The organism is Lancefieldella parvula, assembly GCF_963547875.1.
In the GTDB taxonomy this organism is placed as follows: domain Bacteria; phylum Actinomycetota; class Coriobacteriia; order Coriobacteriales; family Atopobiaceae; genus Lancefieldella; species Lancefieldella parvula_D.
This window is the reverse complement of the sequence record NZ_CAUUSI010000011.1, coordinates 1-21,558: the sequence shown is the minus strand read 5'-3', so window position 1 is coordinate 21,558 and position 21,558 is coordinate 1. Positions and strand designations below refer to the sequence as shown.

Below are 21,558 nucleotides of genomic sequence, written 5' to 3'. Positions count from 1 at the left end.
CGACGCGGCAAGTTAGGTAGTATGAACGAACGTAATCGTCGTGAGCGAGAATCTACAGCTCACGAGCTAAATCGCATGAACGAGCCAGAGTGGACTGAGGAAGCCTCTGATAAAGAGCTCTCAACACAGCCGCTCCCTCGTGCAACCCAGATGGAACTTCTCGCCCCAGCGGGAGGCCCTGCTCCATTTACCGCAGCTCTTGCTGGTGGTGCGGACGCTATTTACTGCGGCTTGGGCAACAGCTTCAACGCCCGCCGTGGTGCGGACAACTTTGACGACGAGTCGTTTGCGCGTGCGTGCAGACAGGCCCATCTAGCTGGCGCTCGCGTGTATGTCACCGTTAACGTTGTTGTTAAGTGGGACGAGATGCAGCGTGTCCTGCGTTTGATTCGCCGCGCGTGGATCCTTGGCGCAGATGCCTTTATCATCCAGGACTGGGGCCTTATGGCTCAGGTCAGACAAACCTGGCCAGAGATTGAATGCCACGTATCAACACAGGCAAACATCCACGATACGCGCGGTGTTGCTGCTTGTAAAAAGCTTGGCGTAGGTCGTGTCACCCTGTCTAGAGAGCTCACTAAAGAAGAGATCTCTACCATTTCCAAGCTTGGCGTTGAGCTGGAGTGTTTTGGTCACGGCGCCTTATGCTTCTGCTATTCGGGCATCTGCCACATGTCGTCTATGCGAGGAGATCGCTCTGCTAATCGCGGAGCCTGCGCTCAGCCGTGCCGTCTGCCCTATGAGCTGCTCAACTCTAAGCACGAAGTTGTTTCGATGGGTGGCATTGATAGACTGCTCTGCCCTAAGGATTACTGCACTATTGATGACGTGCCCGATATGATTGAGGCGGGCGTTGGCTCGCTTAAGATTGAAGGCCGCATGAAGGCGCCTGAGTACGTGTACTCGGTGGTGTCTTCGTATCGTCAGGCAATTGATGCTGCCGAGAAGGGCGTGGACAACCAAGCCGATGTGGCGTGCCGCCACCGCTTGCTCAAGCGCTCATTTAACCGCGGCCTGACCAACGCGTACCTGCATGGCACCGCTGGCAATGAGATGATGAGCTATGAGCGCTCCAACAACCGCGGAGAGATTGTTGGTGAGGTTACTGGCGGACGTTCACTTGAGGATGCTCTTGAGCGCAAGAGTGGCCTCAATGGCGGCCGTGTGAAGCTGCGCCGCTATAAGCAGGCAGATGTTGACCTTGTTGCTCACGCTCCCATTGGCAAGAATGACCTGCTTGAGATTAGGCCTTTGGATGAGCCTGACAAGTTCCTGACCGCTCTTTGCCCTGTTGACGTTGAGCCTGGTCAGACGGTTACCGTCCGTACTTCTCGCGTTATGCAGACTGGATCTACGGTGCGCATTATTCGCTCCGAGGCAGCGCGCGTGGCGGCAGAGCAGATTTCTTCGCTGGAATATCCTCGCAAACGTGCCGTTGACGTGGTTATTATTGCCCGCATTGGCCAACCTTTTACGGTGGTACTCACTACCGCAGACGGTGCTGCAACCGCGTCTGCCGAGGGCTTTGTGGTGGAGGAGGCCCGCACTAAGGCGGTAACCTCTGACGAGCTCATTGAGCACGTTGGTCGCATGGGAACCTCTCCATTTGAGGCGGTAAGCTTTGACGTCCAGATGGACGATGCCTGCGGCATGAGCTTTAGCGCCGTTCACAAGGTCCGCGCTGCAGCATGTGAGCAGTTGGAGGCTGCGCTTCTTGAGGAGTACCAGGACCGCGAGCAGAAGATTGCTCCGCTTTCTCGTCTTGCCTATCAAAAGGAGCGAGAAGCCCAGGACAAAGAGAAGCTTTTTGTCTTTGATGAGGTGGCTGCAAAAACAAATGCATCGCAGGCAGAGGTCCGTGTTCTAGTTGAGACTCCCGAGCAGGCACGTGTTGCGCTCAAGGCGGGAGCAAATCGTCTGTATGCAACTACCGATGCGCTCGCAGAGACTTCATGGCCAGAAGATCTTCTCGCCAAGGTAACCCCATGGCTTGATGAGGTATGTCGCGAGATTGACCACAATCGCCTGGATCCGTACGTTACTCCAGGTAAATCGGTTGCTGTGGGCAACATCTCTGAGCTGGCGCTGGCCGTTGAGCGTGGAGCCATCCCTGAGGTGCGCGAGTGCATTCCAGTTCATAACGATTACGCCCTGCAGGCGCTGGCCGACATGGGTGCAGAAGGCGTTTGGCTCAACTCCGAGCTGACTCTCCAAGAGATTTGTCACCTGGCGAGAAACGCCTCGATTCCTGTGGGTTATATGGTCAGCGGTCGTATTCGCACCATGACAACCGAGCACTGTATTTTGATGTCTACGGGCAAGTGCATCCACGATTGTGATGCCTGCAAGCTGCGTCTTGAGGAGCACACGCTCAGAGGCATTGACAACGATTACATGCCGGTCAGGACTGACAGACATGGTCGCTCTAAGATTTGGAGCCCTAAGCTCTTTGACGGCGTGCCAGAGATTGCCGAGATGCTCTCTGCTGGCGTGAAGCGCTTTATGGTAGATGCAACGCTTTTGAGCACGGAGCAGACACAGGAGGCTACCTCTCGCGTGGCTGCTGCGATTGCGGCAACAGCGTCGGGTGCATCATTGCCTGCACGTCTGAAAGATGCGTCAGTTGGACATCTTTTCTCGCCAATTGGATAGTGCAGAAATAAGTTTGGAATTTTGGGTAGGATACCTTTGTTGTAAGTTTTGAGCGCGGACGCGCTTTAAGTAGATTTGAGTAGGAGCAAACATGGCCATTAATCGTGACCTTTTGAATGCAACCCTTGATGTTATCCGTCAGAGCCTTCAGACCGATGGCGGCGACGTTGAGCTTATTGATGTAAGCGATGACGGCACCGTTACGCTTGAGATGACTGGTTCTTGCGCTGGCTGCCCAATGTCTGCATACGACATGTCTGAGGGTATTGAGCGCATCCTGATTGAGCACGTTCCTGGTGTAAAGCGCGTTCAGCCTGCAATGCTGTAAGTTGCCGCTTAGCGCCAAAAAGTGAACGTTTGGCGCTTATCGGTTGTGAGCTTCATGCGCATAAACGTGTTTTTTATGCAGAGAAGTTGTGGTGAACCATGACTAACCTGCGTATTTACAAATCTTATATATCACGCCCCTCACATTATTGTGTAGGGCGTGATATTTTATATAAACGGATAACTAGGTTTTCTGACCATTCATTTGTATGACGTAAGAAAGGTGGACGTTGTGGTTCTTTCTGATTGCGACATTAAAGCCGAGATTGCTGCTGGTCGTATCGTTATTGAGCCTTTATGCGAGAATAATGTGCAGCCTGCATCGGTTGACGTATGTCTTGGCTCAAACTTTAGAATTTTCCGCAATTCTACGCACACCTCAATTGATCCACTTGTAGCTCAAGAGGGTCTTACTGAGTCAATTGATGTTCCTGAGGGAGAAGTTTTTGTTCTTCACCCTGGTCAGTTTGCGCTTGGTACTACGCTTGAGCGCATTGCTATTCCTGACGATATCCTTGGCAAACTTGAAGGTAAGTCTACCTTGGGTCGCTTAGGTCTTATGATTCACTCAACTGCAGGTTATGTTGATCCAGGTTGGGACGGAGAGCTCACCTTGGAGCTTTCTAATGTTGCTAACCTTCCAATCATTTTGCATCCTGGCATGAGGATTGGTCAGCTTTCCTTTGAGCGCATGAGTTCTCCTGTTGAGCGTCCTTATGGCTGTGAAGATCTTGGTAGCCATTATCAGGGCCAGCGTGGTGCAACTCCTTCGCATGTTCTTTCAAAGTAGTTTTAGTAAGTAGGACGTATTGTGTGGCTTGATGCTTTTTATCATTCATTAAACCCAGTAGCGCTTTCACTGGGTCCGCTATCTATCAGGTGGTATGGTCTGGCATATCTCGTGGGCTTTGTGCTTGCTGGCGTAGTTATGTACAGAACTGCTCAGCGCTGGAAACTTAACGTTACCCTTGATGACGTGCTTAATTTGATGGTAGGCATCTCGTTTGGCGTTATTGTGGGCGCCCGTCTGTTCTACGTTATTTTCTACGGCGCTGGTTATTACGTGGCTCATCCACTTGATGCATTTGCCTTAAGTCAAGGTGGTATGAGCTTCCACGGTGGCCTTGTAGGCGCTGTTGTTGGCGGCTCTATTGTCTGTAAGGCATCAGGTCTTTCTATCCCTACCATCTGTGACCTGGGAGTTATTGGCGCACCACTTGGTCTTTTCTTTGGACGCTGCGCAAACTTCATTAACGGTGAGCTTTGGGGAAAGCCCACAGATCTGCCTTGGGGAGTAATGTTTGAGACAGGAGGAGCGGTCTACCGTCATCCTTCTCAGCTCTACGAAGCCCTTCTCGAGGGCCTTGTGATGTTTGTCATTTTGTACGTCCTTTCTAGGAAGTACCCTCCTCGTCCACAAGGAACGTTCATTGGAACGTTTTTGATGCTCTATGGCATTTTTAGGTTTGTCGTGGAATTTGTTCGTGTTCCAGACGAGCAGCTTGGCTACCTTTTTGGCAGCTTTATTACCATGGGACAGTTGCTCAGTCTGCCTTTAGTTGTACTTGGAATTGTGGTGCTTGTTTTGGCAAGAAGGCTAAATTCACCACAAGTTGGAAGGAATTAGAAGCATGTTTAAAAAGACGCTCAATAGCCTTTTCTCCATACTTTTAGTGCTTGCGCTCTTACCAGCTCCTGCATTCGCAGAAGCAGCGGGGGAGTTGACCACTACTGCTACTGCTGCTGCTACTGCAACCTCCTCAGCAGAGAATGCCCTTACTGCTCAGGACAACGCTTCTGGTACGGAAGCTGCTTCTGGTACGGTAGAAGCTACAAGTAGTGCAACCACAACCTCTGAAGAGACAGGCTCTGGCGTTGCAGCAACCACAAATGAGACTGACTATCCACACAAAACGCTGGACCAGGCAGTAGAAACTCTGACTAATTCCTTCTATAAGCCAAAACCTCGCTATGGTGTAGATACTAACCTCAACACCATGGTTGCAGAAGAGCTGCGTCGCATTGGTGCTGGAGAGGTTAACGTTAGAGTGGCATCTGTTCAGATGTCTTCGACAGCTTCATATGCTCACGCAGGCATTTCTACTGATTTTGCGACTAATGGTTCTATTGAGTACTTCTGGATGGATGCGGCCGGTTTTACTAACCAGAGAAGCACTCTTATCCTCCGTCAGGCAAAAGTTACCTTTGAACTTTCCAAAGATGGCAAGACCGTCCAATATACCTGCAATGTTTTAATTCCTTGGGATGAGGCAAAATCTCAGGCGCAACTTGCTGACGTATCTCAAAACCTTGCGCCATCATACGCGGCAGGACAGAATGAATCTTCTGTAACTTCAGACTTTACTCTTCCGCATAAGCTTGTTTCCGCAGATGGAAATCAACTTTCATGGTCTAAGGTCACTTGGACTAGCTCAGATACCTCTGTCGTTCGCATTGATGGATATGGTACTGAGCCTTATAAGGCAACAGTTACCCGCGGCATTCGTGATAAGCAGGTAACGCTGACTGCAAATGTCTCTTTGAGCAGCTCCGACGCTCCTCAGACAAGTTATCAGAAAACCTTTACCATAACGGTTCCCGGAGATCCTTCGGCTATTACCGATGCACAGAATAATCTGTTGAGGCGTATTAACAGGCGTTTCTCGACATCAAGCATTAAAGATGTGTATACCAATCACTCCATTAATGCCCAGGCAGTTACAGACGACCTGCAGATGCCTACGCCAAAGAACTTTGGCTTAGATGGAAAGCGCTATCAGTTTACGTATACTTCCTCCAATGCTGCTATTACGTTCAATGGCTATAGGGGAACGGTGTACCAGCCTCTACCTTCTGCTTCTGCGCAGCAGGTAGACATCACTCTGACCGTTACCGATAAAGAAAATCCTGAGGTATCAGTCTCTAAGACTCTTACGGTTACGGTAAGCCCGCTTAATCAGGCTGATATTGATGCAGAGCTTACTTTGATGAATGAGTCTAAGGCTCATTTCTGGGATGCACTTGCTACTCCTTCTGGTCAGCAGAATAAACAAGACAGCGTTTCTGAGTCCTTGGCTACACCAAACAAGTTCTATCGTGCTGCTGACGGCTCTTTGACCTGGTCTTATGATGTTAACAATACCGATAAGACCGCAAGTGGTATTGTGCCTTCAGAGTTCCCAACATACGACCCAATGGGCCCTGCTGATCAGGCGCGCACGTACAGTTCTTCTCAGCCAACAATCATTCAGAACGAGAATCTTGTTCTCGCACAGACTCCTGAGTACAACACGTCTGTTACGGTTTCGGCACTTCTTTCAAGTGCTCGCTATTCTCGCTATGCAAGCTTGTATCCAGATAATGCGCAGTTCCAGGCCCTTACTAATCAGAAGGTCTCTGCTACCTTTACCGTGGCAGGCGAGAAGGGCGCTCGACCTGTAGAGGAAGACCCAGATCCAAGTCAGCTTGTTTCCGTCACTCTTTCTGTAGTAGGTCTTGATAAAGACGGTAAGCCTCAGCACTGGGCTCCTACTCAGACTATTGAGGTTCGTAAGGGTACCACTGCTGACAAGGTAACGTATGACTACCTGAAGAATAATGGCCTAACCTATGATGCAGCAGGCGGTTATTTGTCTTCTATTACGTCGCCTTCACAGGGACTTACGCTTGCAACAGCGCAGGTAGATGGCGCCTATAAATGGTGGCAGTTCTTTGTAAACGGTCAGCTTTCGGACAAGATGGCAAACAATGTTACCTTGGACGAAAACACTACCATTACCTGGACATATGGTGGTCAGGATAGCTCCATTCCAACTCCTCAACATGAGTTGGTCATCAATCCATTTGCTGAGCACCCTAACTACGAGGCATCTTGGAGCGGTTTTGGTAGCGGAAACGGTTCCACTACTACGCAGAGTACCCCCATTAATTCTGCAGCTCTTCGTTGGAGTGTGACTGAAGGAACTCAGAATACACCTGGATTTGTTTCTGATCAGGTCATTGTTCATGATACGGTCTATTACGTAAGCGGTTCTACTCTCAAAGCAGTTGACGCTGCAACAGGTAACCTTATTGCCGAGGCACAGATTGGCTCCAAGGTCTCGTACTTTGCACGTCCTCTGTACGTTAATGGCATGATTGTTGTTGCTACCGATGATGGATGCCTTACCGCATTCTCGGCAACAACTATGGAGTGCATCTGGAAGACAGAGCCGCTGGATACCACCAATGCGCTGCAATCTGTTTCTAGCCTGACGGTTAATAACGGCACCATCTTGGCTGAGTTTACTAAGATGAGCGGATTTGACGCAGCTGGTGGTTACATGGTTGCTGTTGACGCTACAACTGGCGCACTTCGCTGGAAGCAGAATGCACAGCCTGCAAATATTCCTGGAGCAACCTCTGGTCAGCCTTCAGGTTATTACTGGTCTGGCGCAGCGGCTTCTGGCTCTGACTTTATGATTGGCGACGAGTCCTCCTCTGTCAGGCTTATCAACGGTACAACCGGTGCCATTGAGGCTGAGCTTAACCTTGGCTCGCCAATTCGCGCAGGTATTGTTCCTGTTTCCGTTGATCAAAACGGTAATGGAACCTATCTTGCTGTAACCAGAAATGACGGTACGCTGCACCTGATTAGAAGAAACGGTTCTTCTCTTGTTGAGGAGAAGCAAGTCAAATTTGCAGCAGAGTCTACCTCTACACCAACTATCAGCGGTTCTAACGTCTTTGTTAACGGCGTTGATGCTGAGGGCTACGGAACTATCTCTGTGATTTCTCTTGACACCTTTACGGTGACTGACCAGGCTCGTGCTGGCAAGGGTAAGTCTCAGAGCACTCCTCTTGTTTCTGTTCAGCAAAACGGTACCTATGCCTATTTCACGGTAAACGGTCTACCTGGTGGCGTATGGGTATACAAGTTGGGCACCAGCCGAGCAGCTCAGATTTACACTCCTGATAAAGATCACCAGAACTACACCACATCGTCGGTCATTGCAGATTTTGAGGGCAATCTTTACTACACCAACGACTCCGGCACGCTTTTCTCGCTTATTAATCAGAAACCTTCTGGCGAGAATACCCAGCCATCTGTAGACATTTTTAGCAGGACAGATTCCACATCTACAAACGCGCCAGCTCAAGATCCTTCATCTCCAGCTGCGCATGAAACTTCCTCGACCACCGCTGCGAGTGCTGGTGAGGAGGTTACAAAGGCTCCATCTGAGAACAAGACTGCAGACACTAACTCTGACGAGAAGCAGCTTCCACCTACTGAATACTCAAATAAGCAGGCCGCTGCCCCACAGCAGGTGTCCTCTGCGCCTACCATTCCACTTCTGAGTGTCTTTGGTTTCTTTGCTTCTGGTGCAGTTCTTGCAGTGTTTGTAGTGTTGCTTAAGAAAGAAACTGCTGCAATTCACCATGTTTCCAATGGCCGAGGCCAGGTGAGATAGTGGTTAAGCTCACAAGAGAATCCAAACGGATTCTCTATTTGGCAGCATCAATAGTATCTTTTGTGTTCATGCTTTTCTTTGCATGGACATTAGTCCAGTATTTCTTTACGCCCGCTTCAAGCACTTCTGCTCAAGAAGCTCCTACCGCACAAGGTCAGACGGTAGCAGGTACTTCTGGCACGCAAACAGACTCTCAGACGTCACAGACGCAAGGGAGCTCTAGTTCAGACGCTCAATCAAATGCTGATGCGTCTAAAACGCAGGATTCTTCTAATCAGAAAACGTCGGAACCTTCTAACACTGGTAACTCAACAAACGCTGTAGCTGCTCCTCATAAAGAGAATAGTGCGCTTTCTGTAAGTGTTACGGTTGATGGCTCTGCAGCCAAAGGGCCTTCATTTACCGTCAACCTCCAGGTGCAAGAGGGTACGTCAGTCTATGACGCGTTGCTTGCAAGTGGAGCCGGGGTAAATGCACGTAGCACGTCGTTTGGTATATACGTTGCGGCTATTAATGGGCTTGCAGAGCGTGACCACGGTCCACAGAGCGGTTGGGTATATTCAGTTAACGGTGTTCAGCCTAACTACACGTCAGATGCATATGTTCTGCATGATGGCGATTCGGTTGTTTGGACGTACGTTAACGCGGTGAACTAATGAATCCCGCGCGCACAAGCTTTTCTCGTCTTCATCCACTTGCTACGGTTGTGCTGTTTGGATGCGAGGTTGTGCTTGCCGCATTTTCTTTTCAACCTCTCTGTGCGCTGATTGCTTTTCTAGGGGCGCAGCTTTGTACAATCCAGTTGTTTGGCACCAAACATGCTGCTAAACAGCTTGTTTGGTATGCTCCAATTATTATATTGATGGCGATAATCAATCCGTTTTTCTCGGCATCTGGCTCTACCGTTTTGTATTCTTTTGGACACACACAGCTGTACGCAGAAAGTCTGGTGTACGGAGTTACCTCAGGTCTGGTGCTTGTAAGTACTTTGAGCTGGCTTGAGTGCCTGTTTGCAGTAGTGTCGCCGCTCGAGATGTTGCAGCGATCAAGCGTGCGATTTCCAGGATTACAGCTGGTCTTGAGTCTTTCTGTGCAGCTTATGCCACAGCTACTTTCTGATCTGACAACAGCCCGCCAAATCCAGTCAGCAAATACCGCAGCTAGAAGGTGCGATTCTGCCGTACAGTCACATCAGCAAAGCCGTGTTCCAAGTCAAAGCCGTCTGTTGAGCGCGAGAAAAACTATTGCGCAATCAGCTACCACCATTAACGCAGTGTGCATGAGTGCGCTGGAGAAGTCGATAAGTACGTTTCAGTCTATTGTGTCTCGAGGTTGGGGAATGGCAGGGCACAGGAGTAGATGGAGCGCTGAAGTGCTTGACGCCTATGATACTGTGGCGTTGCTGGTATTTACTTTCTTAAGCGTTATAGCTGCGGTTTCTTTGTATATGCTGGTACAAGCCTGGCAGTTTTATCCTACTATGCCAGAGTTCCAAGTGAGCTTTTGGTATCTGGGCGTAGTGCTGTTTACCGTTTTACCAGCAATTTTTGTGCGTATTGATACTGTCTTATGGGAGCAGTCTGTATGAGTGAGCATTCTTCCTATATTCAGAATTCACTTACTACTTCAGTTAGTAAAGAAGTAGTTCTTGCTATTCAAAATCTCTCGTTTGCGTATGCTCTAACTCCAGACCGCAACGTCGTAGAAGATTTTTCCTGTGAGGTTTGTGCTGGTCAAATTAGTCTTTTACTGGGACCAACTGGTTCAGGCAAGTCCACCATTTTGAGCCTTATCAAGCCCGAGATTGCGCCTCAAGGTAGACGTGATGGTTCAATTATTGTTTGCGGCCAAGAGGTTTCTACGATGACGCAGGCGCAATCCGTAGACACCATTGCATTTGTGCCACAAGCCACCTCACAAGCACTTGTGTGTGAGACACCTTTGAAAGAGCTGGCTTTTGGCCTGGAAAATCGAGGCGTTTCAGAGAAAGAAATGCGCCGATGTATTTTTGAGACGGTCAGTTTCTTTGGCATGGAATCGCTTTTGCACAAGCGCTGTAACGAGCTTTCCGGGGGAGAACAGCAGCTAGTGGCCCTTGCTGCAGCGCTTGTCATGCGGCCAAAGCTGCTTTTGCTGGATGAGCCAACCTCGCAGCTAGACCCGTTTGCGCAGAAGAGTTTCACCGCGCTCCTGGAGCGAGTGGCGCGCGAGCTCAATGTTGCCGTGCTTGTTGCCACCCACGACGTCACCGCGTTTGAGCACCTCGCAGATACCCGCATCTGCCTCGACGGCGAGAAACCCGATGCACTCCAAGCAGACAGCCCTTCTCGCCAGGCGTTCTGTCCTCGCAGCCCCGCGCCCAACCAAGCATCCACCGTGGCCGACAACTCGCCCGTGCTCGAGTTCAGCGCCGTGACGTTTGCATATCCTCAGAGAGAGCAGTTGGTACTCAACAAGTGCTCACTTGAGGTCACGGGGCGAGAAATTCGTGCGCTCGTAGGCGGCAACGGTTCTGGTAAGTCAACGCTGTTAAAGCTTGCAGCAGGTATTCTTCGTCCAAGGAGAGGCCGCGTCTACAACCAGCTCCAGCAATCCCAGGGATACATCCCGCAAGATCCCGAGCTGCTCTTTACCTGCCAAAGTGTGGGCGAGGAGCTTACCCAGTGGCAGCAGAGCGGTGCCTATTCTGACCAGGATGTTCAAGAGCTTCTGGAAGCTTCGGGACTTCTTGCTCGCACAACATATCAGAAGCTAATGTCTTCTCATCCATACGACTTGTCTGGGGGACAGCAGCAACTATTGGCGCTGGTAAAAGTGATGCTCACAAAGGCGCGCCTACTTATTCTTGACGAGCCAACAAAAGGCCTGGATGCCCCAACCAAAGATGCTGTTGTCAATTTGCTTTCTCGCGCTCAGTCAGAAGGTGCAACCATAGTAATAGCAACGCACGACATGCAGTTGATATCGCGCGTTGCTGATAACGTTTCTCTAGTTTTTGATGGTCAGATTTCTCTGACAGAGCCAACTTCAGAGTTCTTTGAGAACTCTTGGGTGTGGTCGGCGGAGTAGGTGGCTAGAACCTTAAGAACGGCTCCTCATCCTGGCCAAGCTCCTCAAGAAGCTCATCGTCAAGATCGTTGATGTCGCCAAACTCCTCGTGTTCATGCTCTTCTTCATCTTCCTCATGATCGTGAGTATGCTCATTGAAGCCGTAGGCATTGGCCGTCTCATCATCAAACTCAAGTGTAGGAAGAGCGCTGGTGATGCTGCACAGACCAACTCCTGCAGGCATAATCTTTTGCCACTGAGCAATCAGAGGAGTGGTAGGAACTTCTCCCAGCTCAACAATGGAATCTAAGAAAATCTCTTTTGCTCCATCAAGCAGGTCAGATGTCTTTGCAACCTCAATAAGGTGCTCTGAGAAAAGCTCAAGCGCATGATCTGTGGAATCTGCCTCAACAATACAAGGCATAAGGCAGTAGTTGTCAGTAGCATCAAGCTCGTCGTTATAACTAAAGTTTCCCAGATAGATCATGAGACCTCCTTGTTGTAGTTTCAAATCATCTTATGCCAAAATAAGACAGACCTTTTCGATATTTTTATTTTGACGGTAAGCGTGAGGTTCTCGTGGGTAATCGGCACACGTTATCAATTCTTCTAGAGGTTGTAGCACTCCTTGCTACTCCTATTATCCTTGCTGTTGAAATGATATATTTTCCCGATTTTACTGCGATATCTTCAATTATTTTAGCAATCATTTCAGTTGCATTATTTATGTTAAGTTTTGAGACCCAAAAGCCTTCAGTTGCCAATTTGGTACCTACTGCCGTCTTTAGCGCATTGGGGGCTGCGGGAAGAATTGCCTTTGCACCTCTCGCATATGTAAAGCCTGTTTCCGCAGTTGCTATCTTCGCGGGAGCGTTTCTTGGCAGGCATGCGGGCTTTTTAGTAGGCGCCTTATCTGCGCTTCTTTCAAACGTTTTCTTTGGCCAGGGCTCGTGGACGCCATGGCAGATGTATGCGTGGGGTCTTGTTGGCTATCTGGGAGGCCTTCTTGCAACTTTTACCTCAGCTCGCCCTGCATCTTCTAAACGCACATCCGTCCAACAAGGCGAGAAACCCCACAAACTTCCACCTTTCTTGCTTATGATCTGGGCGTTTATCTCTGGACCATTCTTTGGCCTTGTAATGAATGTGTACTTTGTTATTGGATTTGTACATCCTTTAACGCTTGAATCCGCTCTTCTCGCGTTTGCGGCTTCGATTCCGCTTGATCTAACACACGGCGTGGCAACGCTTGTTTTCTTGATTTTGTTATGGCTTCCGTGGCAAACATCCGTTAGCCGAATCCTCACAAAATACAATCTCACTGGTAGGAGCTTTAGATAATCCATCTTTTTCCGTTTACCTAAAATACCTTCCATTTTGCGACCTTTGACCTAGACTGTATTCACTGTCAGCCCCCAGATTTGGGGGTAAAAATGCAACCTACATCTATCCTTGCCGCAACGGCAAACTCAACACTTGAGCTGCTTGCTCCTACACGCTGCGTTGTGTGCGAGAAACCCGGTCAGCTTCTCTGTGATGAGTGTCGGGAAAAGCTGCCGTGGATCTCTCAGCAATGGGCGTGTCCTAATTGCGGTGCTCCGTATGGGAAACTCGTCTGTTCAGAGTGCGCTGATAAAAAGAAGCGTCCCGTTCAGTGGGAGAGTAGGGCAGTTATCTGTGCCATGGGATTTAAAGGCCCTCCTGCACGGTTGATTTTGACACTCAAAGACGGCCATGAACTTCGACTGGCGCCGGTAATTGCCGCAGCTATTTTATGTGCGCTTGAAGAAGCTTCAGCATGGAGTGCTCGTGATGGCACTTCTCGCTTTGATAGTTCAAAAATTGATGGCGTTTGCTTTATTCCAGCAACTGCAGAGGCATACGCGCGCAGAGGCTTTGATCATATGGAGCTGGTAGCTCAATCGTTTTGCCAGCTTACAGGTCTGCCTTTGTATGACGTGCTTATACGCCCACACGCAAAGGATCAAAGAACGCTCTCATCTGCTCAAAGACAAATCAATTTGAAAGGAAGTATTGCTTGTACCGTACCAGTTAACCAATCAAATATTTTACTTTTAGATGATGTGGTAACTACCGGAGCATCAATTAGAGAAGCCACAAGAGTACTTTGTGCCGCAGGCGTGCAATCTGTAACCGTAGGCGCATTAGCTCGCGTATGGTGAGTTACCTATGGTTGCAAACGGCTATACTTGATAAGTCTTTTCAGGTCTGTGGTTGCGAAGTTCTCTGTGAGCTTTTAGTCCATGACAGACGAGGTCAAAGGGATCCACGTAAGTTTACGTGTGCGCACGTAAACGATCATGGCTCGTCCTAGAAGTAAGCCATACCGCCTGTTATATCAAAGAGACAAAGGGTCTCGCAGGCGAGAGAACTAGTAGTGGAGCTATTGCGGTAGCAAAGCAAACGTTCCAGTATGCGAGTGTGGGGTCAAATACCAGGTCAGCTGAAAAGACACCTGTTTAGAAGAAGGAGTTCTGATGACACGCGTTAAAAGCTCTCTTAAGGTGTTACTTCTTATAGCACTAGCTGTTGTTTTAACAGGATGCTCCATTGGTCCTATCAACATTGATTTGGACAAATGGTTCCACGTCAAGTCGGTGCAAGAGGCAATTCAAGAGAAGCGAGAAGCCCGTCAGCAGAAGATTCCTGATTCTGCATTGCATACGGCTGGAACTCTTACGGTTGGTTTGCGCACACAGTCAGTGACCGCTCCTATGATTGTGGCCTCGGAAGGCGGAACGCTGCAAGGAATTGACGTTGAAGTGGCCTCTGCGATTGCAGATCAGTTGGGCGTAGACGTTAAGTTTGTGTCAGTCAATGGTCCAGTAGATGGTCTGCAAGCAGGCTGCGATATTGTCATGGATGTCAGAAGCGGCGAAGATTCAACAAGCACGCTCATTTCTGGTTATGCTGAGTCCACAACAGCGCTTTTCCATAAGGGTTCAGAAACAGACATTACTGCTGATAGTTTGAGTGGAAAGTCTGTTGGCGTTCAAACGGGTTCTTTGTCCGAGAGAGCAATGGGTCAGGTGCTCACCGGTATGTCTGTGCAAGGTTTTTCTAACTTAAATGATGCTTTTGAAGCACTTGAAAATGGTTCCATTGATTATGTGGCCTGTGATGCATATGCTGGTGCTTATTTAGCAGCAAACAAAGATATTTCTATGGTTGGTGTCGTTGACGTTCCATCCACGATTGGTATTTCTGTTGCAACTAGTAACAAAGCTCTCGCTACACAAATTCAGCAAGCTCTTTCAGCTATTCAATCTAACGGTGTCGAGGGAGTTATTAGAAACAAGTGGATTGGTACCTTGCCACACCTCTCAACTACCAACAAGATTTCTGGTCTTGTAGAAGTTTCTACACAATCTACCAGTGCTGATTCAGCTACATCTTCCTCTGAGCAAAATTAATTGCACATAAAGAGAAATAGTCTCTAACCGTTTACCGCTCAATTCAACTTTTTATGGAATGATTGACCGACAAATGGGTATTGTTGTTATACAGACATCAGATAGAAGATGTCTCGTGTATCCGATAGGAGGCTCCCATGGTGGACATCAAAATTTCGGGACGCAAGGTAAGTATTTCTGAGGCTTTGCGCGCACACGTAGACCAGAAAATCGGTGATGCTCTTAAGGTATTTGACATCACTCCTATGTCTTGCGATGTTGTTCTCAGAGTAGACAAAAACCCTTCAAATCCAGATAGAAAGACAGCTGAGGTTACGGTATTTGTTCGTAACAATGTTGTTCGTGTCACTGCCAGCTCTGACGATATGTATGTAGCTATTGATGAAGCAGCAGAAAAAGTCTCCAGACAGCTACGCAAGTACAAGACAAAAGTTGTTGAGCGCCGTCATCATGTAAAGTCTGAGCGCGGAGTTGCTCTTACACAAGAAGATCTTGCCAATCTCATTGAGATTCCAGCTGAAGACCTTGATGACCAGCTTGTTCGCGAGAAATACATTGATCTTGAGCCAATGACAGAAGAGGAGGCGCTTGTCCAAACTGACCTTCTCGGCCATGATTTTTATGTCTTTGTTAATTCTTCCACTGGTTTGACTAATGTCATTTACCATCGTAAAAATGGTGGATACGGAATTATCAAACCTAAGATTGAGGAACCAGATGTTCAATAAAAAAGATAAGGCCGAAGAAGAAATCAGCGAGGTTGCCTTTGAAGACCTTGAGCCTACTGAGCTTTCAGCTGCATATCATAAGCCCAGTAACGTTCGAATCATCATGGACTCCTGCGCAGACTTTGCTCCAGGAATTGCTGAACAGTTAGGTGTTGATATCATCCAGTTCCCTTATGTGGGACCAGACGGAGAGCACTATGATGACGGCTGGAAGAGCATTAGCGCACATGAGTTCTTTGAGGGCATGCGCAAAGACAAAAAGCTGCACTACACCACCTCTGCGATTACTCCTGGTCATTACCTTGAGGTCTTTGAGCGTGCTGCAAAACAGGGCACACCAACGGTGTATCTTTGCTTTACTTCTGCGCTCTCTTCATCCTACTATGCAGCTGAACAAGCAGCAGATATGGTAAGAGGGAAATATCCAGACTTTGAGATTTACGTAGTTGACAACGGTGCGCCTTCGTCCGCAGCCCAGCTGCTTGGACTTGAGGCAGTTCACCAAGCCAACAAGGGTCTCTCGGCAAAAGAGATTGCCGAGTGGGCAGCAGATGCACGTAACTATATTCATGGCTACTTAACGCTTGAGACCTTGGATGCTCTTGCTGCGGGCGGTCGTATTCCTGCTGCTGCAGCAAATATTGGCGGCAAGCTTGATGTAAAGCCAGAGCTTACCTATGACTCAACAGGAGCTCTTACCGTCAAGACAGTGTGCAGAGGCCGCAAGAAGGCGCTCAAGTCTCTTATCCAGGACTTTAGAGATAGCTATTCTCATGACACCTCGCTTCCTGTTGGCATTATTTCTGCAGACGCACAGAAGGACGCTAATTGGCTAGAGGCTCAGATTCGTAAAGAGAAGGGCTGTGAGGGACTCACCATTATTCACAGCCAGGTAGGACCAGTCATTGGTGCTCACGTTGGACCAGGCATGGTGGCTATTGTCTTCTGGGGAACTGACCGCCGCGAGAAGCTTTCGCTTTCTGACCGAATTGCTAACAGGGTTCGTAAATCTAATTAACGGGTACAAGGTATGGGGTCGCTCTTTGGAGCGGCCCCAGTTTGTATATTTATTTCAGTCTGAAAGGACTCATACATGGCACTGAGCAAGAATGCAAAGGTTGCTTTTATTGGAACAGGCATTATGGGCGCTCCTATTGCCGAGCACCTTATTTCTGCTGGTTATGACGTTACTGTTTACAACAGAACACCAGAGAAAGCACAAAAGCTTGTCTCATTGGGTGCTCACACTGCAGAGAGTGTGGCAGATGCTGCAAAAGACGCTGATGTTGTCTTTACTATGGTTGGTTATCCAACTGACGTTGAAGACGTTTACTTGGCAACAGATGGTCTTATCCGCGTTGCTAAGAAGGGTGCGTACCTTATTGATCTGACCACTTCTTCATCTCAGCTTGCTCGCGATATTCACGATGCTGCTGAAATTGAGGGAAAACATGCATTTGACTGTCCGGTTACGGGCGGCCAGAAAGGCGCCCAGGACGGTACTCTTACGCTGATTGTCGGCGCAACTGAGAATGATGTTGAACCAGTACGCGCTCTTCTCGAGACCTTCTCGTCAAAGATTTTCTGCATGGGCGGCGCTGGTAAGGGCCAGACTGCAAAGCTTTGCAACCAGGTTTCTCTTGCATCATGCATGATTGGCTATGCAGACGCAATGGCCTTGGCAGAGCAGGGTGGACTTGACGTTGAGCAGATGCTTGAGGTTGTTGCTAGTGGCATGGGTTCTTCTCGCGCACTTAAAGAGCTTGCTCCTAAGTCGCTTGAGGGAGACTTCCAACCAGGATTTTTGGCTGAGCACTTCCGCAAGGATATTGCACTTGCTCTTGCTCAGTCTGAGGACCTTGAGATTACCCTTCCTGGTGCAGAGACCGCCTTTACCCTGTATGACATGCTTTGCCAGATTGGTGGCGCTCGCAAGGGCACTCAGGCAATCTCGCTGCTTTATGCTGATGAGGCTACGAGCACTGCAGCTGGTCTTGACTGGTCTCTTCTTGAGAGCCAGGAAGATGAGGGTGAGCACGAGTGCTGCTGTGGCCACGACCACGAAGATGGTGATCACGAGTGCGAGTGCCATGGTCACGGACATCATCATGAGCATCATCATGAGCATGAAGGTCACGAGCACGGTCATGACGGCCACTGCTGCCACTAAGTGCTAGCCGCAAAGGAACCCAGGTTATGAGTGATATTTCTACTCCTCAGAGCTCTATTGCGGTTTTCATCGATTATGAAAATTTGGCACTAGGAACAGGTAAAAGAAAGAAAAACGGCCACCAAGAACCAGGTCATCTTCCAGAGATGAAGCTCATTATGGAGAGGTTGGTTGATAAGGGCCGTATTACTGCTAAGCGCGCATATTGCGATTGGCAGCGCTTTCCAAATGCAATTACACCCCTGCATGAGCTTGGCATTGAGCTCATTGAGATTCCCGATAGAGCTTATACCGGCAAGAACTCCGCTGACATTAGACTTGCGGTAGATGCAGTTGAGATGTGTCTGACTAAAGATCACATTGACACATTCGCTGTGCTTTCTGGTGACTCGGACTTCTCGCCACTTGTGGCAAAGCTTAAAGAGGCTGGTAAAACAGTTATTGGCGTTGGCATGAAGGAATCTACCAGCTCGCTTCTTGCTGAAGTTTGTGACGAGTTTATCTTCTACGAGGATATTTTGAGTTCTGGCAGAATTCCAGACTTTAAAGAGAAGGTACCTGTCGAGAAACACGACTGCTATCAGCTTTTATTTGAGACCATTGAGTCTTTGGAACGCGAAAGCGAAACGTTTATTTATGCATCGCGCTTAAAGGAGACCATGCGAAGGAAGCGTCCACAGTTTGCTGAGGCAACTTATGGATATCGTTCGTTTACTTCTCTTTTACGTGAAGCATCAAGCCTTGGATTTATTAAAATTCATGAGGATCAAAAAAGCGGCACCGTTGTCGTAGACGGATTTAGAGAATAAAGGGTGTTTTAGGAAGGATTTAGGTTTCATGGCAGAGAAGAAAGAAACTGCTCAGAAGCCAAAAAAGGCTTCAACTAAGGCAACCGCAAAAGCGGGCTCTACAAAGGCGCCAAAACAAGAAAAGCAACCTGCTAAGAAGGCTACAAAAAAGCCAACTATGGCACAGATGAAAAAAGTGAATGCACTGGTCATCGCTTTGTCTGATGCTAGTAGGCGCACTCGTCAAGATGCGTCTCATGAGCTTGCAGAGCTTGCTCATGTTGCTCCTCTTGCCTTTGAAGAGCACATCGATTCTCTAATTGATGCACTGTATAGACCAGAGGCTCAGACTCGTTGGGAAGTGCTTGATGCTCTTGCTCATTTGAGCGAGCATTTTGGTGACCAGGTCTTCAAAGCATTTGATGCTGCTGAGGCTTCTTTGTTTGATGACGACTCGGCAACGGTGCGTCTAGCAGCATTTTTGTTCCTCTGCCAGTACGGCGCAACTTCTGCAAAGCATTCTGATGAGGCATGGCCACTTCTGGATGAGGCAGTCCAGTGCTATCACGGAGATGCTGAGTACCATGACATGCTCCAGGGTCTTCTCGCCTTAGCACATGGAACTATTTCTAAGGACGTGAAGAAGGCATTGTCGCAGCGTATGAAGTTTGATGCGGAAAATGCCACGGGATACATTAAGCAGTATTCGGAAGAGATTGTTGCAGCTACCAAGTAATTTGATTTGCTTGTAAACGACTGTGTACAAACGGGGGAGTTTACTGGTTGTATGTTTTATGCATGCTAATAAGAGTAAACTACAGGTTTGTATTGTGTACGCATAGTTGCATTAAGCGATGAAAGGCAAGGATATGCCATCTATTGATGTAAAAAAGAACTCAAAGATCTTTATCGGAGTAGGCGCAGTTGTACTGTTTGCTCTTGGTATTGTCATCGGTCGCTTCCTTTTGGGCGGCGGCGGAGCTACTGGTTCTTTGAACGGTCGCACCACACTTTCTGAGGGTGAACTCAACACTCCTATTGCTTCTTATACCTATAACGGTCAGACCAAAGAAGTAACTGCTCGTGAGGTTATTGAGAATACTTCCGGTCTTGACGCAGCAAAGCAGTCTGACGGCACCTATGCTGTTCCAGCAGCCGATAAGATCATTGGCTATGTTCGCAATGCTCTTGTTGTTGCTGAGGCTCAGAGCAAGGGTATTACCGTCACTGATGACGAGGTCAACAATTACATGCAGACCAACTTCAAGACTACTGATGTTAGCCAGGTTGCTTCTGCATACAAGCTCTCTGAAGACGTTGCAAAGAAGCTCATCCATGATGCTGTCATTATGAAGAAGTATCGTGATAGCGTTCTGACTACAACCCTTCCAGATGCTCCACAGGCACCAACTGCACCTGAGGACGGCAACTCTGAGACTACAAGCCAGGAGTACGCTCAGTACATCATTGGTCTTGCTGGTGATGAGTGGGATGCTAAGAACAACACTTGGGCTTCCCAGGATGGCGATTACTACAAGCAGCTCTCTGCTTACTCAATCTCCAACGATTCTGCTTCTTATGCAGCTGCTCAGACCGCTTATCAGGTTGCAATGAGCAAGTACTCTGCTGTTGCAAGCAAGGCATCTCAGGAGTGGTCACAGAAGATTAACGAGATTCTTGGTAAGGCATCTATTGCTGTTTACTCTCTTGCTCTCTAGGATTTGAAAAGCAATGAAAGTTGCTATTAGCGCTTGTTTACTTGGCCTCCCCGTCAGATATGACGGAGGGGCCAAGCCTGTTTCTGCAGTACAAAGATTGGCTCAAAAAGTAAACGTTATAAAGATTTGCCCCGAGACTTCCTCGGGCCTGCCTGTGCCACGTCCACCCGCGGAACAGCGAGAAGGACGTGTTTGGCTCAAGGACGGCTCAGATGTCACCGAGGACTTTGAACGTGGCTCTAAGATTGCTCTTAGTGCCGTTACGTCTTCTGACATCACGCTCGCCGTTTTGAAGGCAAAGAGCCCGTCTTGTGGCGTGCATGAGATTTATGATGGTACGTACTCAGGAAAGCTTGTTTCTGGCGAGGGAACACTTACTCGTCACCTCTTAGAGGAGGGGATTTGCGTGGTTACCGAGAAAACCATTGAGAATGTAAGCCCATCTGTTGAGCATCCTGTTGCTCTTATTTTGGGAACCGGACTTGGCCATCTTGCCGATCTGGTAAAGCCAGTTCGTCGTATTGATTATCGTGACATTCCAGGTTTCCCTGTTGACGCTTCTCCTATGGCAGGTCACAGCTTTGAGGCAACCATTGGTACTATCGATGGCGTGCCTGTAGTTGTCTATCCTGGCCGCGTTCACCTCTATCAGGGTTATTCTGCAGCTGAGGTAACCTCTCTTGTTCAGCATGCTCATCACCTAGGCTGCAAAGATATTATCTTTGCAGGTGCAACGGGTGCTGTTTCTGGAAACGCAAAGACTGGTCTTGGTGTTATTACTGACCAGATTAACCTCACCGGAACCAATCCGCTTGCAGAGTGGGCAGGTCTTCGCGATGTTGAGACCCCATTTGTTGATATGAATGATGCCTTCTCGCCTTATCTAAGAACGCTAGCACGTGGCGTAGCAGATGACCTTAAGATTGAGCTCAATGAGGGTGTTTTTGCTGGTCTTTTGGGACCAAACTTTGAGACTCCTGCAGAAGTTGCTATGCTTCGTAGCTTTGGCGTCTCATACGTTGGCGTTTCCACAGCTCTTGAAGTCATTATGGCCCGCGCTCTTGATATGAACGTGTTAGCCCTGACGCTTGCAGCAAATCCAGCTGGCGCTCATGGAACTACACATAAGAGTGTTCAAGAGGCATCTGAGAAGTACGCAAATGATCTTGAGCGCCTTGTTCGTGGTGTTCTCGGGCTTCTTTAGTATTTCTGCTTGAATAATACAGGGCTTCCCCGTATAGTT

At 48.6% G+C, this 21,558-nt stretch carries 19 protein-coding genes; 18 read left to right on the top strand and 1 reads right to left on the bottom strand.

Annotated features, from left to right (window positions below; genetic code table 11):
* Positions 1–21: 21 nt before the first annotated feature.
* The 8 genes from RWJ96_RS05085 to RWJ96_RS05050 all read left to right on the top strand — a co-directional run bounded on the left by RWJ96_RS05085 (position 22) and on the right by RWJ96_RS05050 (position 11,498).
* Positions 22–2,652, top strand: coding sequence for a U32 family peptidase (locus RWJ96_RS05085; protein ID WP_314019288.1), 2,631 nt, complete (start codon positions 22–24; stop codon positions 2,650–2,652).
* Between the two features lie 91 nt (positions 2,653–2,743).
* Positions 2,744–2,980 (top strand): NifU family protein, encoded by a 237-nt coding sequence (locus tag RWJ96_RS05080; RefSeq protein ID WP_035432351.1) that lies wholly within the window; start codon positions 2,744–2,746, stop codon positions 2,978–2,980.
* Between the two features lie 231 nt (positions 2,981–3,211).
* Positions 3,212–3,769, top strand: coding sequence for a dCTP deaminase (gene dcd / locus RWJ96_RS05075; protein ID WP_314019287.1), 558 nt, complete (start codon positions 3,212–3,214; stop codon positions 3,767–3,769).
* 21 nt (positions 3,770–3,790) lie between these two features.
* Positions 3,791–4,606, top strand: a complete 816-nt coding sequence (lgt, locus tag RWJ96_RS05070) for a prolipoprotein diacylglyceryl transferase (RefSeq protein ID WP_314019286.1) — start codon at positions 3,791–3,793, stop codon at positions 4,604–4,606.
* 4 nt (positions 4,607–4,610) lie between these two features.
* Positions 4,611–8,429: a PQQ-binding-like beta-propeller repeat protein gene (locus RWJ96_RS05065; RefSeq protein WP_314019285.1), complete on the top strand. Its 3,819-nt coding sequence runs from the start codon at positions 4,611–4,613 to the stop codon at positions 8,427–8,429.
* Between the two features lie 38 nt (positions 8,430–8,467).
* Positions 8,468–9,085: a DUF4430 domain-containing protein gene (locus tag RWJ96_RS05060; RefSeq protein ID WP_198013754.1), complete on the top strand. Its 618-nt coding sequence runs from the start codon at positions 8,468–8,470 to the stop codon at positions 9,083–9,085.
* A 71-nt stretch (positions 9,086–9,156) separates the two neighbouring features.
* Positions 9,157–10,017, top strand: a complete 861-nt coding sequence (locus RWJ96_RS05055) for an energy-coupling factor transporter transmembrane component T (protein WP_314019284.1) — start codon at positions 9,157–9,159, stop codon at positions 10,015–10,017.
* The gene (locus RWJ96_RS05050; RefSeq protein WP_314019283.1) at positions 10,014–11,498 is read left to right on the top strand and encodes an ATP-binding cassette domain-containing protein; all 1,485 of its coding nucleotides are present in this window, start codon (positions 10,014–10,016) and stop codon (positions 11,496–11,498) included. The genes RWJ96_RS05055 and RWJ96_RS05050 overlap by 4 nt, the downstream gene beginning before the upstream one ends.
* Before the next feature lie 4 nt (positions 11,499–11,502).
* On the opposite strand, the gene RWJ96_RS05045 is transcribed toward RWJ96_RS05050, so the two are convergent.
* Positions 11,503–11,964 carry a hypothetical protein gene (locus RWJ96_RS05045; protein ID WP_314019282.1) on the bottom strand — a complete coding sequence of 154 codons (462 nt, stop codon included), beginning with the start codon at positions 11,962–11,964 and terminating at the stop codon, positions 11,503–11,505.
* Positions 11,965–12,056: 92 nt separating this feature from the next.
* Here RWJ96_RS05045 and RWJ96_RS05040 point away from each other — a divergent pair, with 92 nt between their 5' ends.
* The 10 genes from RWJ96_RS05040 (at position 12,057) to RWJ96_RS04995 (ending at position 21,519) form a co-directional block, all read left to right on the top strand.
* Positions 12,057–12,818 (top strand): ECF transporter S component, encoded by a 762-nt coding sequence (locus RWJ96_RS05040; protein WP_314019281.1) that lies wholly within the window; start codon positions 12,057–12,059, stop codon positions 12,816–12,818.
* A gap of 92 nt (positions 12,819–12,910) precedes the next feature.
* The gene (locus RWJ96_RS05035) at positions 12,911–13,660 is read left to right on the top strand and encodes a double zinc ribbon domain-containing protein (RefSeq protein WP_314019280.1); all 750 of its coding nucleotides are present in this window, start codon (positions 12,911–12,913) and stop codon (positions 13,658–13,660) included.
* A gap of 315 nt (positions 13,661–13,975) precedes the next feature.
* Positions 13,976–14,911, top strand: coding sequence for a transporter substrate-binding domain-containing protein (locus RWJ96_RS05030; protein ID WP_314019279.1), 936 nt, complete (start codon positions 13,976–13,978; stop codon positions 14,909–14,911).
* Positions 14,912–15,048: 137 nt separating this feature from the next.
* Positions 15,049–15,639, top strand: coding sequence for a ribosome hibernation-promoting factor, HPF/YfiA family (hpf, locus tag RWJ96_RS05025; protein WP_035427824.1), 591 nt, complete (start codon positions 15,049–15,051; stop codon positions 15,637–15,639).
* A complete protein-coding gene (locus RWJ96_RS05020; protein WP_314019278.1) occupies positions 15,629–16,657 on the top strand; it encodes a DegV family protein in 1,029 nt (342 codons plus the stop codon). Before hpf ends, RWJ96_RS05020 begins: the two co-directional genes overlap by 11 nt.
* A gap of 75 nt (positions 16,658–16,732) precedes the next feature.
* The gene (locus RWJ96_RS05015; RefSeq protein ID WP_314019277.1) at positions 16,733–17,809 is read left to right on the top strand and encodes an NAD(P)-dependent oxidoreductase; all 1,077 of its coding nucleotides are present in this window, start codon (positions 16,733–16,735) and stop codon (positions 17,807–17,809) included.
* Between the two features lie 26 nt (positions 17,810–17,835).
* Positions 17,836–18,618, top strand: a complete 783-nt coding sequence (locus tag RWJ96_RS05010) for an NYN domain-containing protein (protein ID WP_035432328.1) — start codon at positions 17,836–17,838, stop codon at positions 18,616–18,618.
* 28 nt (positions 18,619–18,646) lie between these two features.
* Positions 18,647–19,333: a hypothetical protein gene (locus tag RWJ96_RS05005; protein ID WP_314019276.1), complete on the top strand. Its 687-nt coding sequence runs from the start codon at positions 18,647–18,649 to the stop codon at positions 19,331–19,333.
* Between the two features lie 133 nt (positions 19,334–19,466).
* Positions 19,467–20,315, top strand: coding sequence for a hypothetical protein (locus RWJ96_RS05000; RefSeq protein WP_035427820.1), 849 nt, complete (start codon positions 19,467–19,469; stop codon positions 20,313–20,315).
* Positions 20,316–20,328: 13 nt separating this feature from the next.
* Positions 20,329–21,519, top strand: a complete 1,191-nt coding sequence (locus tag RWJ96_RS04995) for a purine-nucleoside phosphorylase (RefSeq protein ID WP_314019275.1) — start codon at positions 20,329–20,331, stop codon at positions 21,517–21,519.
* The last annotated feature ends 39 nt before the right edge of the window (positions 21,520–21,558 follow it).

Coding starts and splice junctions, on each gene's coding strand:
- RWJ96_RS05050 (WP_314019283.1), top strand. CDS start 10,014: ATGAGTGAGCATTCTTCCTATATTCAGAATTCACTTACTACTTCAGTT.
- RWJ96_RS05080 (WP_035432351.1), top strand. CDS start 2,744: ATGGCCATTAATCGTGACCTTTTGAATGCAACCCTTGATGTTATCCGT.
- RWJ96_RS05065 (WP_314019285.1), top strand. CDS start 4,611: ATGTTTAAAAAGACGCTCAATAGCCTTTTCTCCATACTTTTAGTGCTT.
- RWJ96_RS05030 (WP_314019279.1), top strand. CDS start 13,976: ATGACACGCGTTAAAAGCTCTCTTAAGGTGTTACTTCTTATAGCACTA.
- RWJ96_RS05085 (WP_314019288.1), top strand. CDS start 22: ATGAACGAACGTAATCGTCGTGAGCGAGAATCTACAGCTCACGAGCTA.
- RWJ96_RS05020 (WP_314019278.1), top strand. CDS start 15,629: ATGTTCAATAAAAAAGATAAGGCCGAAGAAGAAATCAGCGAGGTTGCC.
- RWJ96_RS05010 (WP_035432328.1), top strand. CDS start 17,836: ATGAGTGATATTTCTACTCCTCAGAGCTCTATTGCGGTTTTCATCGAT.
- RWJ96_RS05015 (WP_314019277.1), top strand. CDS start 16,733: ATGGCACTGAGCAAGAATGCAAAGGTTGCTTTTATTGGAACAGGCATT.
- RWJ96_RS05000 (WP_035427820.1), top strand. CDS start 19,467: ATGCCATCTATTGATGTAAAAAAGAACTCAAAGATCTTTATCGGAGTA.
- RWJ96_RS04995 (WP_314019275.1), top strand. CDS start 20,329: ATGAAAGTTGCTATTAGCGCTTGTTTACTTGGCCTCCCCGTCAGATAT.
- hpf (WP_035427824.1), top strand. CDS start 15,049: ATGGTGGACATCAAAATTTCGGGACGCAAGGTAAGTATTTCTGAGGCT.
- RWJ96_RS05045 (WP_314019282.1), bottom strand. CDS start 11,964: ATGATCTATCTGGGAAACTTTAGTTATAACGACGAGCTTGATGCTACT.
- RWJ96_RS05035 (WP_314019280.1), top strand. CDS start 12,911: ATGCAACCTACATCTATCCTTGCCGCAACGGCAAACTCAACACTTGAG.
- RWJ96_RS05005 (WP_314019276.1), top strand. CDS start 18,647: ATGGCAGAGAAGAAAGAAACTGCTCAGAAGCCAAAAAAGGCTTCAACT.